The sequence below is a fragment of the Streptomyces sp. NPDC001634 genome (genome assembly GCF_040298185.1).
Lineage (GTDB): Bacteria > Actinomycetota > Actinomycetes > Streptomycetales > Streptomycetaceae > Streptomyces.
The window spans coordinates 1-13,450 of the sequence record NZ_JBEOZU010000085.1; the positions used below are offsets into that span (position 1 = coordinate 1).

General features: G+C 68.3%; 15 protein-coding genes and 1 pseudogene. 11 read left to right on the forward strand and 5 right to left on the reverse strand.

All coding sequences use genetic code 11. The features are described from left to right. The first annotated feature begins 410 nt into the window (after nucleotides 1-410). Entirely contained in the window at nucleotides 411-755 is a 345-nt protein-coding gene (locus tag ABT186_RS37915) for a nuclear transport factor 2 family protein (RefSeq protein WP_351230315.1), read from the forward strand. A gap of 116 nt (nucleotides 756-871) precedes the next feature. Next, nucleotides 872-1,172, forward strand: a pseudogene (locus tag ABT186_RS37920) (transposase); the annotation flags it as partial. Between the two features lie 280 nt (nucleotides 1,173-1,452). On the opposite strand, the gene ABT186_RS37925 reads toward ABT186_RS37920, so the two are convergent. Then, a complete protein-coding gene (locus ABT186_RS37925; RefSeq protein ID WP_351230317.1) occupies nucleotides 1,453-2,109 on the reverse strand; it encodes a type III effector protein in 657 nt (218 codons plus the stop codon). A gap of 130 nt (nucleotides 2,110-2,239) precedes the next feature. Here ABT186_RS37925 and ABT186_RS37930 point away from each other — a divergent pair, with 130 nt between their 5' ends. From ABT186_RS37930 to ABT186_RS37945, 4 genes are all read left to right on the forward strand, one after another. After that, complete coding sequence (locus ABT186_RS37930) at nucleotides 2,240-2,671, forward strand: Hsp20/alpha crystallin family protein (RefSeq protein ID WP_351230319.1); 432 nt, start codon at nucleotides 2,240-2,242, stop codon at nucleotides 2,669-2,671. 103 nt (nucleotides 2,672-2,774) lie between these two features. Further along, nucleotides 2,775-3,170 carry a DUF2267 domain-containing protein gene (locus ABT186_RS37935; RefSeq protein ID WP_351230321.1) on the forward strand — a complete coding sequence of 132 codons (396 nt, stop codon included), beginning with the start codon at nucleotides 2,775-2,777 and terminating at the stop codon, nucleotides 3,168-3,170. A gap of 68 nt (nucleotides 3,171-3,238) precedes the next feature. Next, entirely contained in the window at nucleotides 3,239-3,673 is a 435-nt protein-coding gene (locus tag ABT186_RS37940) for a DUF2267 domain-containing protein (RefSeq protein WP_502973456.1), read from the forward strand. 760 nt (nucleotides 3,674-4,433) lie between these two features. Continuing rightward, nucleotides 4,434-5,255, forward strand: coding sequence for a serine integrase family protein (locus ABT186_RS37945; protein ID WP_351928960.1), 822 nt, complete (start codon nucleotides 4,434-4,436; stop codon nucleotides 5,253-5,255). Nucleotides 5,256-5,541: 286 nt separating this feature from the next. On the opposite strand, the gene ABT186_RS37950 is transcribed toward ABT186_RS37945, so the two are convergent. Both ABT186_RS37950 and ABT186_RS37955 read right to left on the reverse strand, forming a co-directional pair. Beyond that, on the reverse strand, nucleotides 5,542-5,976 hold the full coding sequence (locus tag ABT186_RS37950) for a GyrI-like domain-containing protein (protein WP_351929013.1): 435 nt from the start codon (nucleotides 5,974-5,976) through the stop codon (nucleotides 5,542-5,544). 6 nt (nucleotides 5,977-5,982) lie between these two features. Beyond that, on the reverse strand, nucleotides 5,983-6,360 hold the full coding sequence (locus ABT186_RS37955) for a MerR family transcriptional regulator (RefSeq protein WP_351928962.1): 378 nt from the start codon (nucleotides 6,358-6,360) through the stop codon (nucleotides 5,983-5,985). 130 nt (nucleotides 6,361-6,490) lie between these two features. Between ABT186_RS37955 and ABT186_RS37960 the strand changes: the two genes are divergently transcribed. From ABT186_RS37960 to ABT186_RS37970, 3 genes are all read left to right on the forward strand, one after another. Further along, nucleotides 6,491-6,865 carry a nuclear transport factor 2 family protein gene (locus ABT186_RS37960; RefSeq protein ID WP_351928964.1) on the forward strand — a complete coding sequence of 125 codons (375 nt, stop codon included), beginning with the start codon at nucleotides 6,491-6,493 and terminating at the stop codon, nucleotides 6,863-6,865. 108 nt (nucleotides 6,866-6,973) lie between these two features. Next, nucleotides 6,974-7,288, forward strand: coding sequence for a putative quinol monooxygenase (locus ABT186_RS37965; protein ID WP_351928966.1), 315 nt, complete (start codon nucleotides 6,974-6,976; stop codon nucleotides 7,286-7,288). A gap of 1,166 nt (nucleotides 7,289-8,454) precedes the next feature. Continuing rightward, the gene (locus ABT186_RS37970) at nucleotides 8,455-8,808 is read left to right on the forward strand and encodes a helix-turn-helix domain-containing protein (protein ID WP_351928968.1); all 354 of its coding nucleotides are present in this window, start codon (nucleotides 8,455-8,457) and stop codon (nucleotides 8,806-8,808) included. Nucleotides 8,809-8,932: 124 nt separating this feature from the next. On the opposite strand, the gene ABT186_RS37975 is transcribed toward ABT186_RS37970, so the two are convergent. Next, nucleotides 8,933-9,301 (reverse strand): hypothetical protein, encoded by a 369-nt coding sequence (locus tag ABT186_RS37975; RefSeq protein ID WP_351928970.1) that lies wholly within the window; start codon nucleotides 9,299-9,301, stop codon nucleotides 8,933-8,935. 686 nt (nucleotides 9,302-9,987) lie between these two features. Continuing rightward, the gene (locus ABT186_RS37980; RefSeq protein WP_351928972.1) at nucleotides 9,988-10,425 is read right to left on the reverse strand and encodes a hypothetical protein; all 438 of its coding nucleotides are present in this window, start codon (nucleotides 10,423-10,425) and stop codon (nucleotides 9,988-9,990) included. A 379-nt stretch (nucleotides 10,426-10,804) separates the two neighbouring features. Here ABT186_RS37980 and ABT186_RS37985 point away from each other — a divergent pair, with 379 nt between their 5' ends. After that, nucleotides 10,805-12,433: a PrsW family glutamic-type intramembrane protease gene (locus ABT186_RS37985; RefSeq protein ID WP_351928974.1), complete on the forward strand. Its 1,629-nt coding sequence runs from the start codon at nucleotides 10,805-10,807 to the stop codon at nucleotides 12,431-12,433. 329 nt (nucleotides 12,434-12,762) lie between these two features. Then, nucleotides 12,763-13,329: a hypothetical protein gene (locus tag ABT186_RS37990; protein WP_351928976.1), complete on the forward strand. Its 567-nt coding sequence runs from the start codon at nucleotides 12,763-12,765 to the stop codon at nucleotides 13,327-13,329. Nucleotides 13,330-13,450 lie beyond the last annotated feature (121 nt).

Genomic DNA, 13,450 nt, shown 5'->3' on the forward strand with positions numbered 1-13,450 from the left:
ACGCCAACGTCGCCCGGATCCGGTTCACTTCATGTGCATCCACACACCCAACATGCTCCTGAACAGGCCCGACAGGAAGACCTAACGGAGTCCTATTAGGCGCCAAATCGGCGACACGGGACGCATTCGACGCTCCGGGGCGTCTGAGCCGCGTACTTGCGACCGTCGCCAGGGCAACGGCTGCGACACAACAACACAGCAAGGAGTGAGTCATGAAGAGCCGAATTCGGGTTCGCGCCGGTCGACCTTGGCGCCCTGCGTGAAGGCGGGGCGCTCATGCAGCTCGGCGAGCCGCTGAGCGGCAAGCACTTCCTGTTCCAGGGCTGAGGCCCGACCGGCACCTCAAGCAGACCAAGAGACAAAGGGCAAGGGCAAGGGCAAGGGCAACAGATGCTCAGACCTCGCGGAACGTGGTCGAGAAGTTCCTGGAGCGCCTCGGCAGGCAGGACCCCGACGGCATCCAGGAACTGTTCTCCGAGGAGATCGACTGGCACGTCCCCGGCAGTGACGCGCTGCCCTGGACCGGGCGCCGTACCCGCCGAGAGGAGGTCGCGCCGTACTTCACCACGATGTGGCCGCACTTCGCGCACGGCAGGAGCAAGGTCGTGCTGGAGCGCGTCATCGTCGACGGTGGTGACGTGGTGCTGCTGGCGGTCTTCACGCACACCGCCGTGGCCGGCGGCAAGGAGTTCACCACACCGGTGGCCATGCACCTGGTGGTCGAGGGCGGCCGGATCGTTCGCATGCACCTGTAGGAGGACACGCTGACCGTCGCCGAGGCGTTCAACGCCGGCTGAGCGGAGGGTACTCAGGGGCCCCGCGGCCCGGGGCGGCCCGGCCGGGCATGGACGCACAGGACCGGGACGCCGGCCGCGAGGTCCTCTTCCGGCTCCGGCTGATGCACCCGAGATCACGGTGGTCTGGGCGGACTCCGCCTGCGCCGGCCAACTCGTCGACTGGGCGAAGAACTCCCTCCACCTCACCGTCCGCACCGTGTCCCGGCCCAGGGATGCCACCGGCTTCGTCGTCCTCGCCGCTGGGTGGTGGAACGGTCGCTGGGACGGATCATGCACGCCCGCCGCCTGGTCCGCGACTACGAGCGGCTGCCCCAGCACAGCGAGGCTTTGATCACGTGGGCGGCGATCAGCCTGATGACCCGCCGTCTGACCCGGCCGACCCGTTCGGCTCTCCAAGCCCCCATGCCGCAGTCGCTCCCGGAGCCACGCCACCCGGGCGGCAGCCTGCGACGACGTCAGCCCTGTCTCCCGTTCCGGCTCCGGCCGGCTGAGTCCGCCTGGAGGAGTCCACACCGCCCACGCGACCTGGCCCGCGCACAACTTCTTCTCGATCACGTGGGCCGCGATCAGGCTGGTGACCAAGCGGCTCACGCGCCGCAAGACCATGCCCCTTTCGGGCGCCGCCGTACGAGTCCTGTCGCTCTGCGAAATCCAGTCAGCCGGGGGCTGACGGGTTCGTGGCGGAGTTCGTCAGGGCATCGAGCTGGGCGGCGAGGCCGGGGTGGGCGGGGGTGAGGTGGGGGCGGGTGGCGTTGAGGGGGTGGACGAGGACGGCGGGGTCGTCGTGGGCGAGAGCCGCGTGGAGCTGGGAGAGCGGTTTGCGGGCCGCGGCGGGCAGGTCGGTGAGGGCGGTGATCTGGCCGGCGATGCGGCGCAGGTCGGCTGCGTTGCGGCGGGCCCAGGTGGCGGTGGTGCGTTCGGCGGCGCGGCGTTCGCGGGTGGCCTGGACGCGTTGTTCGCCGGTGGTTCCTGCGGGGCCGGGCCGGCCCCTCAGGTAGCGGCGTTCGGCGGCCTGACGGCTGGCGACGCCGAGGGGGTGGGCGAGGTCCGCCCAGCTGGCACCCGCCTGGCGGGCGGTTTCGATCAGGCCGGTTTCCCATCCGGCGAGCTGCTCGCGTACCTGCCGCAGCAGCAGAAGAGAGGCCAGGGCCTGCTCCTGTCCGACGTCGTGAGTCGCGGCAGTGCCGGGGATCTCGTGCCGGGCGGACTGCAGGGCGTCGTTTATGGCGTGAAGGGCTGCCGCGGCGGCGAGGAACGACGCCGGGCTTGGTGTGTCGGCGCTGGACGATGCCGGCTGGTCGGCCGGGGTCATGGGCACCTCCCTCAAGTAGTCATCCTTTGGACGACACTCATGTTTGTCATCCATTGGATGACATGTTACAACGGTGTCAGTGAGGCGCATTGGCAGCAACCGCCCGAACCTTCCTGGAGGTGTTTTCACGATGTTGATGCGCACTGACCCCTTCCGTGAGCTGGACCGGCTGGCGCAGCAGCTGATGGGCCCGGGCACCTGGTCCAGGCCGTCCCCGATGCCGATGGACGCCTACCGCGAGGATGACCAGTACGTGGTGGCCTTCGACATCCCCGGCGTCAGCGCGGACGCGATCGACATCGACGTCGAACGCAACATGCTGACCGTCAAGGCCGAGCGCCGGCCCGTGACGAAGGCCGACGACGTGCAGATGGAACTGTCGGAACGGCCGCTGGGCGTCTTCTCCCGCCAGATCGTGCTCGCCGACACCCTCGACACCGAGCACATCCAGGCCGACTACGACGCAGGCGTGCTCACCCTGCGCATCCCGATCGCCGAGCGCGCCAAGCCCCGCAAGATCGCCATCGGCGTCGGATCCGGCCGCAAGGAGATCTCCGGCTGAGCCGGACCCGATGAGGGCTGACAGTCGCGGAGGACGGGAATCTGATCTCCCCCTCCCGCCCGTCCTCCGCGCCCCCGTGGACCGAGGAAGGGTGGCGGCCGACATGACGGTACGACGCGAAGCGTTCCTCGACCATGTGAAGGAACGCGGCGAGTACGACACCCTGCAGGAAGCCGGACGCGCGGCCCGCGTGGTGCTCGCCCTGCTGGGCGCACATCTGGTCGGCGAGGTACGCGCCCAGCTGGCGGCGCGTCTGCCGGAAGACTTCGCCCTGATCCTCCTCAACCCGCTGCAGAGCGCCGAGCCGCTGCCCCCACAGCGGTTCGTGCGCGCGACCGCGGCCTGGATCGAGGGCGCCACCGAACAGACCGCGGCCTGGGACGTCAGCGCCGTGCTGTCCACGGTCGCCGACGCCGCCGACGACGACCTCCTCAAACAGATCCTGCTCCAGCTCCCCGCGGGCTACGACCTCCTCTTCGGCCGCCCCCAGCCCACCTGACCACCCACCCCCGGTGACCGCACACCGGCCACCACGACCCTGGTGACAGAAAGGCAACCACCACAGTGATGTCCGACCAGAGCGCGCCGCTCCAGCAGCCCTACGGCAGGGCGTACGAGCAGATGCTGGAAAAGGTCCGCTACGACGGCGCCTACCCCACCCGGGAGAAGGCCGAGGAAGCCGTCAGCCTCGTCCTCGCCGGACTGGGACGCCAGCTGACCGGCGACGAACGCGTCGAACTGGCCGCCCGCCTCCCCCTCGAAGCCGCACGCATCTTCACCGCCCAGATCCCCGACACCCAGCCGCTGACCGGCTGGGCCTTCGTCAAAGACCTCGCCGCCCGCACCGGCGCCTCCCTGGCCACCACCCGCTGGGACACCGGATCCGTCCTCTGTGTCGTCGCAGCCCTGGCCGGCCCCGATCTCCTCACCCGCATCCTGCGCCAGCTCCCCTCCGGCTACGCGCTCCTGTTCGGCCGTGCCGAACTCACCCAAGCCGCATAGACGCGCCAGCCGGGCCTTCCCGGCGCCACAGCACGCCGGTGACCGTGACGCCTGCTCGGACTGCAAAGACCGCACCACGCGTCACGCCGGCATCACGCTGACCCGGCCAGCCCGCAACGCGGTCCCACCGGCGCTGAGCGGGAGAACTCCGATCACTATGAACCACACAAGTCGGCAGCCTTCCCGCGCCTCACCCGGCGAAATGCACGCAAGCCTGTGCGAGCGGTGACACCGCCCCCGCTCGCACAGGCAGCATGATCACTCACCCGTCCGACAGCGGACCCCCGTCCTCACCGAACCACCCGTGCCAGCGCAGCGTCTCACAGTTCTGCCGCTTCATCCCGACCCGGATCCGGTCCGAGACCGGCCCGCCAGCCAGGCGCACCCCCGACTGGCATCCCGGGCACAGTTCATGACGACCCTCATCACTGATCACGGCCCCCCACCCCCAGCACATCCCGCAGCCGCGAGCCAGGACCGCACCGACACGAGGCAAGGCGGAAGGCAACATCGACTCCATACGCCACGATCAACACCTCCTCGACAAGACAAAGGCGCAGGACACGGCGTTATGAACCCTTCACACAAATACATAGATACAGCATTCAGCAAGGGCAAATAACTCAAAGCAACAGACAACCACCCTGAACCGCCCCGGCCTCTCCACGCAGCGGCCCGCCGACGATCACCTGCCACTTCGCAAACAGCACTCACCGCCCGCCACCCGCGCACCGGCGAGCTGCTGTCCACCGTAAAGTTCATGGTGCAGACCCTCGCCGCCGCCGGCGAACTCCAGCGCGACCTACAGCGCGAGCTGACCTACGACGGACTGCGCGCAGCCGAGGCCAAGGGCAGCAAGGACGGCCGCCGCCCGGCCGTCCCGGCCGACAAGACCGACGTCGTGCGCGCCGCGTACCTGGAGAACCGCCCCATCGCCGCTCTGGCCCGCGAACACGGCGTCAGCCGCGGCGCCATCCGCACGGCCGTCGCCGACCTCATGCCCCAGCATGCCCCCGCCGACCGCGAGGATGCCCCGGCCCCGGAAACGCCCGTCACCCTCGACATGCCGGGCAAGGTCGCCGACTTCCTCCGAGCTGCTGACCTGGGGACCGCCGAGCGGGCGGCGCTCGATCAGGGCGTGCCCGTACGGCACGGCCAGGGCTACACCCTGCGCGTGGGCGCCACCCCCTCCGTGCACCGCCAGATCCTCGCCCGCTGTCAGCCTCTCAACGGCGGCCCGGCCGTCCCGGCCCAGCGCAAGGCCCGCCGCGAGTACGAGAACCGCGTCAATGCCCTCGCGGGCGACAACCCCGTAGCGAGTCGCCCGGCCTCCAAGATCACCCCGTGGCGGGTTTCTGGCGTATCTGGGAAGCGGCCGCAATTTCATCTGATGCAGCACTGCGGTCGGGTGGCACATCGGAGGTTCTGTCGCTCATCGGCGCAGGCCAGGGCCTCAGTGTATGCGGTCTCTCCAGTCAGGCAGGGGCGCTCCCTTAGCCCTCGACGCGGCCACGGACAGGCTTCCTGCCTGCACGTTTACGATCGGCTTACATCTGATGAAAGATCCCTTCGTCTGATGTAAGTGACGGAGAGTGCTTTTGATGAGCAGAAACAGCCTCGCACCCGGGGGCAGCGGGGCTGCATCTGGTCAGCGATTGACAGCGGCCGGGCGGAATTCCCCATGGACGGCCAGTTACGAGTCCCCGCTGGCGGCCAGTTGGACCCGCTGGCTGCCGCTCTGATGCTCTGCGTAGCCGGCATCGGAGGCAGCAGGAGCAGCCGGCAGTCCTCTCCGTGTCAGGCCTCAGCCGGTGACCGCCCGCGCGGGCGACCCGGGACGCTGTGTCGGTACCGTCAGAACGGCCCGGCTAGCTGCTCGCTCGGAAGATGGGCCAGCCGACCTCGGTGACCAACTCGTCCTCGCCGGTCACATCGAGGGGGCTGCGCAGATAGAACTCGCGCAGCGGGCCGTCAACACTGATCTCGTGGCGCGCGGCATGGGTGCCCAGGTCGCCGTAGGTGAGATCTATGGTCTGCAGAGTCCCGCGGTGAACCGCGACCGCGAGTTCCGCGCCGGGCACGACCACGGCGTCGATCCGGCCAACCGGGCGAACCTCACCGTCGACCGGGACGAACACCAGCGCCTCCCCGCGCTCGTCCTCAAGCAGCTCATTCGCGAAGAGACCGCCCATCGGGCCGGTGGTGTGCAGTCCGCGGGCGGTGGTGAAGCCGTGCAGCTCGCCCAGCGCCCCCTGCCACCAGCCCGCGAGGTCCTGGCGGTCGACGACCTCGCGGATCCCGATGGCCGCCTACTCACGGACCGTGCGGTACTCGATGGTCGACCCGTGCACGGGCCGCGCCAGTAGGTCGCGCAGCGATTCGACGGCGCTCTGCGCCTGCGCGAGCCGGTTCTCCAGGCGCGCGAGATGCGCGGCGATCAGCTGGTTGCGGGTGCTCACGTCCTCGGCGGCCAGCACCGCCTTCACGTCCGCCACCGGCATGTCCAGGTTCCGCAGGCGCACGATCACCTGAGCGGTGGGCACCTGGTCCGGGGAGTAGTACCGGTAGCCGGTTGCCGGGTCGACATCGGCCGGCGTGAGCAGCGCGACGTCGTGGTAGTGCCGCAGCGTCTTGACGCTCAGATGGGTCGCGCGGGAGAACTCGCCGACCGTCATGCCCGTGTGCATGGCACCAGTGTCAACCCTCCCCCAGCTGGAGGGTCCAGCGGACGGCCTCCGGTTGACCCTCCGGTGAGGGTAGGGCCCAGGGTCGGCGGTAGGCGCCGCACAGCGCCGAGGCCTTACGAGGAGACTTCCCATGAACACCAATGCCCAGGCTGCAGCTCTGCCCGATGTTGTCGCCGCCTATATCGAGGCGGTCAATGCCTTCGACGTGGACGCAATCCTGGCGACCTTCGCCGACGACGCCGTGGTCAACGACGCGAGCCGCGAGTTCGCCGACCCCGCCTCGATCCGAGCCTGGCTGGACCGCGAGATCGTCGGCGACAAGGTCACGATGGAGGTCACGGAGTTCGCGCGTCACGGCAACCTGATGGTCGTGCGGGCGCGCTACGACGGCGAGTACGACAAGACGAACCTGCCCGACGAGCTGGTGCTTACCAACTACCTCACGGTCGCGGACGGCAAGATCACCTCGCTGGTCATCGTGCACAACCGGCCCTCCCCCTACTGAGGGCGGCTCCCCGGCGTTGGCTGACCTGGCTGCCCCACCGCACCCCCTCGGGCCGAACGCTCCCCGGTGGCGGGCCGAGTCCGTCGCCATTTATGGAAGGAACATCCCATGAGCACACTGGTCACCGCCGAGCTGTTCGCCCAACCCGGCCGCGGCGACGGCGTCGCGCAGCTGCTGTTGGACATCCTGGGCGAGAGCCTTGAGCACGAGGGCTGCGAAGACATCCGCATCCTGCGCGACCAGAACGACCCCGACCACGTGACCGGCCTGACCCAGTGGACCGAGGCACACAACTACACCGACTACCTCACCTGGCGCACGGAGCACGGCTTCACCGCTACCTTCGAGGCCATGCTCACCCGCCCGCTGGTGATCCACTACTACGACGAGATCTACCAAGGCCAGGGCATCGCAGCTCGCTGAGAGCCCCCACTCGGGATGAGACTTGCCCCCGCTGCGCTACGCCAGCACGGGGAGCTCGACGCGGATGGGTCCCCGGCTACTCTGCGTGATCGCATCGGCGGCCACTTGATTCCCCGTCAAGCGGCCGCCAGTGGGGAATCCCAACTGGCCACTGACAAGCGATCTCCCGCTGCTGCGGCCCGACGAGCAGGTCTTCACCGCGATGCTGGACGGCTGACGTAACCAGCAGCTGGCGCGGAACTTGGCGCTCTCCACGATCGAGGGTCGGGAGAAGACGGTGCGGGCCTTCGCGCGGCACGCCGACGCCTTCCCGTGGACCTGGTTGCCGCAGATGCTCGATGAGTGGATGGGCGATCTGCGAGCGGTCCGCGGGCTGAAGCACTCCACGCCGCGCAACTATCAAGGTGCCGTGCGCTCGTTCTGCGAGTTCGCCGTCGACCCCGCCTACGGCTGGGCGGCGACCTGCGAAGAACGTTTCGGCACCCATCCCATGCAGGTCGTGCACGAGTGGAACGCCGCGGTGCACGTGGAGGACACCGAAGCCGATGCGGCGAAGAGGCCCTCCACCCAGGACGAGTTGCAGGCGTTCTTCGACTACGCCGACGACCCGGTCACCAAGGTTCGCGGCCGGGGCCGCAAGGGCTGGCTGCCCGCGTTCCGTGACGCAGTGCTCTACAAGACCGCGTACGCCTTCGGTCTGCGCCGCAACGAGACCCGGATGCTGGACACGGTCGACTTCGGCCGCAACCCCGAGGGCCCGAAGTTCGGCGACTACGGCGTCTGCTACATCCGCCACGGCAAGGCGAAGAAGGGCTCGCCCCCGAAGCGCCGCAGCGTGCTGACGGTCTGGGACTGGTCGGCGGAGATCCTCCAGCAGTGGAACAAGGAGGTCCGGCCGCTGTTCGCCACTTCCGGCACCGGGGCTCAATGGCCCTCGGAACGCTCGGCCCGCATCGGTTTCTCCCAGATGAACACCCGCTTCGCTGCCTACCGGGACGCGCTCGGCCTGGACGAGGGACTGGACTTCCACTCGTTCAAGTCGGTCACGACTACGCGTCCACGACCGCGATCTATACCTGCGTATCCTCCGACTTCCGCACCCGCACCCTGCGCCGAGCGCTGGACGCGACGATGGAGGCCGCCCTGCGGCCGGCCAGGAGAGCCTGATGAAGCGCCAGGTCAGCTACCAGTGGCGGCTGCGCGAGGTGATGGCCACGCGCGGCATCTTCGTCGCCTCCGACCTGTCGCCGCTACTGGCCGACCGCGGCATCGAGCTGTCCTCGGTCCAGGTCTGGCGGCTGGTCACCCAGACCCCCGAGCGGCTGTCCCTGCCCGTCCTCGCCGCCCTCTGCGACATCCTCGACGTCACTCCCGCCGAACTGGGCCGGACGCACCACGGGCCCCGGCGGAGCAGACATCCCCGGGGCCGGCTCGGGGGGCGCGCGGTTCAACGAGGCCGCGGCATCCGCGTCACGCGTGCACCAACCGGTCTCCGGTGCGGCGGGTTCATGTCGTGGTGACGGTGCAGGTCCGCTGATCCAGCAGCCCGGCCGCGGACAGTCGGCACAACCACTGCCCGCGGCCGCGTGGTTCCGTCCCTGTTTTGCGATGTCGCCCTCCGGCATGGGGCGAGGTCCGTACCTGTCAGGGGATGAGGCAGATCCTGTGAGATGCGGTGTTTGCCCGACAGCTCGACAGATTCCTGTAGAACCGATACCACTTGGTCCCGTGGAATTTGCGGGCGTTGATCTCCACAGTCTGGTTCGGTTTGAACCACCAATGAACCTGGTACCCGCAGTCCCAGCGGATTGGGAAATTCGGGGTGTGCACGAACTGGTTGTACTGGTTGTACCCGCCGACATTCGCGGTGCCGCCGTTGAAGCTGCCGTCCTCATTACAGACGACGACCTCATAGTTCCGCTCCGCCGCATTCGCGGCGGGAGCCAAGACCATAGCGCCGGCAACCAGTGCCGTGGCCGCTGTTAATGAAGCCAGACGCTCTCGCATAAGCACGATCGAGTCTCCTCGGGATGATGGTGGGCCGTCACGTCACCGTGTGGCTGGCCCGAGTGGACAACAGGATCTCGTTGCCGGTTACGGACGGGATGGTTTCTTCACGATCTTGTTCCTCCGTGTCGGTGAGCAGGGCGGGCGGTGGATTCACCGTCCCGGTTGCTTTCAGCGATCCTCGTGCCAGTCGACGTCCGCGGCCACAGATGCCAGCATCATGGGGGATTGATGGGACACTGCCGACTCTGGCCTGAAGGAAGGCGGTCCGCGACGACGCAGCGTCGGGACGCGCTAGAAGCTGTCGTCAAAGGGAGGCGCCACGATCCCAACACCCCTCTCCTCCCTGGCCTTGGTAGCGCCCGCCAGCACGGGCTGTACGGCCGTCTCCCGCGTTTTCTCGTGCCCCGGGTCTTTTCCTTTTTGGCGGGCGGCGCGCGAGAGGCCGTCAGATCGCCGTGCAGCGCCTCCGGTTGGCGGGCGGTCCGTGTCCCGAGTCCGCGCCCGGCCTCCGGGCGGTGTCACTGCGGCATCTTCGGTCGGCGCCGCTGTGCTTGAAAGTGGCTGGCTATCCCTCACAATCGGCAGGCTCTGGCCCGGTGTCCCCGGCCGCCCACGGCACCCCCCGGACCAAGTCGTCCGAGGAGAACTTGCCGACTGCGGTCAGTTGTCACTACCGATGCTCGCTCGGGTCAGTGCCAGTCGGAGCAGTCACCGGGTCCAGGACCGTGCTCGGTGCAAGCCCTGATCCATACGGGGTGACTGAAGTGGAAATCGCCGGTGACGAAATGCCTTGAGGTACCCGCGCCTTTTCGGGCGCAGTAGCTCAGGGAGGACGAGGTGCTCTTGAGCACCTCGGCACAGCCGCTGTGCCGATCGGCTTTGGTGTCATAGACCTGTCCGGCGGCCCTGGCCGTTTTGCCTTTCCAACAGATGGTCGCGTAGACGGTGGCCCCGGCAACCGACGCGCTCGTCTCACGGCACTTCCAGCCCTGCGGAGCGTGGACCTGTGTCTTCGCCGTGGCGGCGAGATCAGTTACCGCCTGGGCCGGCGCCGTCATACCCAGCGTCGTCAGCCCTGCCAGACCGATGCCGACGGTGATGCAGGCTACGTGTTTGCGGATGTTCACGGTTTCCGTTCCTCCCCATGGCGGGTGGGCCTGTTGGCGCAGCCGCAAGGCCCTGCTTGCGCCGACCACGGTGCACGATTGTTCTGCGTGAAAGAACCGGAGAACGGGCAGGTTGTGACTTCCCGGGACGTCCCGGCTTCTGACGTGCTGAAACATGACGTGGTCTGACGCTGTCGCGGGACAGAGAGTGCTTCACGCCGTGAGCACCTCCCACTGGCAGCCGGAAGGCGCGGGCGATGGCACGTGAGACCGACTACCAGGGCTAGATTCCACTCGGTGCCATGGGGCAGGGCCAGGGCAGCGGTGCCCTGGCGTGCCACTCGGAGTGTCTACCGCCCCGGGCCCTGGCGGGTGAACGTTCAGGCGCGTTCCGACCAAGTTGATCGGCAAGGGAGCTGGCGTCGCGCTCATCTTTCTTTTGCGCCGTCGCTACTTCGACTCGGTCGTCTCCGGCATCGTCATCGGCGCAGCGACCGGCATCGGGTTCAACTTCACCGAGAGCATCGAATACACCAACGCCATGAACGGGGCGAACGCGGGATTCCAGTACCGGGCCCGACAGTCCGCCGGGCTCATGGCCGCCCACACCGCCTTCACCGCCGTCACCGGCGCGGGTTTCGGCATCGCCCGCCAGCTCAGCAGCCGCGCACGCCAAACGGCCGTGATCGCCATCGGCCCCCTCACAGCGGCCAGCGCGCACTTCTGCAACAACGCCGTGATGGGCTACCTCTCCCGGCGGCCCCCCGAGTGGTTCCCGGACAGCGAGGCGTTCACCGTCCTGGTCGTGCTCCCCGCCGAACTCCTGCTGCTGCAAGGTCCACTGGTGGTCCTCTACGTGCTGCTCCTGCGCCGAGGGTTACGTAGCCAGGCGTGCGGGCTGGCAATGGCGCTCAGGACCCTGCCCGCTTCCGCTCGGGACGCGATCACTGCCGACGAGGCTGCGGCGCTGCTCTCTCCCGCGCGGCGCTTCGGGCTCAAAGTGGACGCCTTGCGTGCTCAGGAGACCAGGCGTCAAGGCATCTCTGCCTACCGCCGCCTCGCCTGTCTCCATGCTGCCCAGCTTGACCTGGCCACCGAGCGGTGGCACGGCTTGCGCGGAGAACAGGAACCGGGCGCTCCCGACGAGGATGCACTGCGCACGCGGATCCTGCGACTCAAGGACGCGCCAGCCCACGGCGCCCTGCCACCGCCCCCCGCCTGTACCACTGCCAACTGCGGGGCAGGAGGCCTTGTGAGTCGTAGGACATTCAGGCTGCTTTCATGGTGCCTGTCAGCCATCGCGGGCGCCATGCTCTTCCTCCTGTTGACCGCTGGCGGCGCGGCCGCTGGCTGCGGCAGCGTCACCTACGGCGAGGACGGTGATCCGCCCAGCTTCGAACCTCCTGCCTCGGGATGCGAGTCGTCGCTTCCGGAAGTCAGCACCGCCGTCGCGAGCGCGCTCGCCCTCGTGGCGACTGCCTTGCACCTGCGAAGGCTCTACCTGTCCGCCTCACAGACGGAGAACCCGGAGCTGGCGAAGCCGGTCGACCTCGTGACGGCAAGAGCACAGGCTGCCCGGGACGCCGGCTTCATCGACGCCGGGCGCGTCCCGGTCGAGGTGCTGGAATCGGGGGACCGGGTGCGAGGCCGCCCGTTCGGCGACACCGGTTACGAGATCCGAACGGAGGATCTGGAGTTCCTGGGCCTGACCGAGGAACAGGTGGAGGCCTGGCAGCGGTTCGGGGCACCGCTGGGGATGACTCCAAAACAGTTCAAGGAGTTCACGGCAGACCTCAGGGAAGCGCTAGCCGCGGACGGTCTCGACCCGGAGAACGTCGACATCCGCCTGCAGGGTTCGTCGGCGCAGTTCTTCTCGGGATCGCACAAGGACTTCCCCACGGAGGAGGACCTTGGCAGGCCAGCCGGAAGCGCTCGCCCGACTCCAGGACTGGATGGGCGACCGGGCGGACCACGACCGCCCCTCGCGGATCCCCGTCGACGCCAAGCATCTGCTCAGGGTGATGGATGAGGAAGGGGTGGCTGAGCCGCCCAGCGACTACGACGTCCATATCTCGTCCAGCGAGATGGTTGACCGGGCCACCGAGACCTGGACGTCCCTGCCTGAGGGGCGGCGGCCCAAGCAGGTGCTCCACCCCAAGTACGACTTCGTGGCGAGGAAGCTTGTGCAGGCATCGTTTCCCGCGCTGGAGGAGTGGAGGCGTAACTGGGAGGAAAAACTCGGCCGGGAGGTCGCCCCGGCACTGTTCACTTCGGACGGCCCGCCAGACAGAAGCCACACCGGTATCTCGACTCACTTCCGCGTGATTGGATCATCAACCGCCCGGGAGGCGACGCGCAGTGAAGGACCAGTTGAGCGTCCGGTTGAAGGGCGCGTTCCCCCGTGGGGAGCTGTCGGCGTTCCGGGAGCGGGTGGGACTCACGCCCCGCGGCCGCCTCAGTGACGACTGGGACCAGGAGTTCGGTGTCCGGGAGCTGCGTTCCAAGGAGCAGGGCGGCCGGGTACTGCTGAAGCTGTGGCGCTATGACGAAGACGACTGGCTCGTCGAAGCGGACGGCCCGGTGCCAGGTCCGTATTCGATGTCGAGCTTCGGCCTCACGGGGGCCGATGTCCACGACGGTACGGCGTTCGAGCCTCTCGACCCAGCGGAGCGCACGTTCTACGCCGAACTCAGGCCGGTCAGTGACATCTGGGATCCGCAGGCGTTAGCGGTCAGCGGCCTGGACCGCGACCGTCTGGACCGCGAGGGACGGGAGCCCGGGCAGGCCATGCTCGCGTCGGGGTCCCGGGAACTGGCGGCCACTCCGGTGTTCATCGCGTACCCGCTCGGCTATGACTGGATATGGACGTACTGGTACTTCGTGCGCTTCGACACCGGCGGATCACTGTTCGCGCCTTCCCGCTGAGCCGACGCCAAGACGCTCCATGCCACCAAGGCGGGCACCCTGGTTCGCCTCCGTGCTGTCCCACCTGCTGCCCTCGCGCCCCATACGCACAATGCGCTCGACGACACCATCGAACAGAGGA

What these genes read in the sequence shown, in the direction of transcription:
- ABT186_RS37925 (WP_351230317.1), bottom strand. Translation starts at nt 2,109, where the DNA reads ATGACCCCGGCCGACCAGCCGGCATCGTCCAGCGCCGACACACCAAGC.
- ABT186_RS37930 (WP_351230319.1), top strand. Translation starts at nt 2,240, where the DNA reads ATGTTGATGCGCACTGACCCCTTCCGTGAGCTGGACCGGCTGGCGCAG.
- ABT186_RS37935 (WP_351230321.1), top strand. Translation starts at nt 2,775, where the DNA reads ATGACGGTACGACGCGAAGCGTTCCTCGACCATGTGAAGGAACGCGGC.
- ABT186_RS37940 (WP_502973456.1), top strand. Translation starts at nt 3,239, where the DNA reads ATGTCCGACCAGAGCGCGCCGCTCCAGCAGCCCTACGGCAGGGCGTAC.
- ABT186_RS37945 (WP_351928960.1), top strand. Translation starts at nt 4,434, where the DNA reads ATGGTGCAGACCCTCGCCGCCGCCGGCGAACTCCAGCGCGACCTACAG.
- ABT186_RS37955 (WP_351928962.1), bottom strand. Translation starts at nt 6,360, where the DNA reads ATGCACACGGGCATGACGGTCGGCGAGTTCTCCCGCGCGACCCATCTG.
- ABT186_RS37960 (WP_351928964.1), top strand. Translation starts at nt 6,491, where the DNA reads ATGAACACCAATGCCCAGGCTGCAGCTCTGCCCGATGTTGTCGCCGCC.
- ABT186_RS37965 (WP_351928966.1), top strand. Translation starts at nt 6,974, where the DNA reads ATGAGCACACTGGTCACCGCCGAGCTGTTCGCCCAACCCGGCCGCGGC.
- ABT186_RS37970 (WP_351928968.1), top strand. Translation starts at nt 8,455, where the DNA reads ATGAAGCGCCAGGTCAGCTACCAGTGGCGGCTGCGCGAGGTGATGGCC.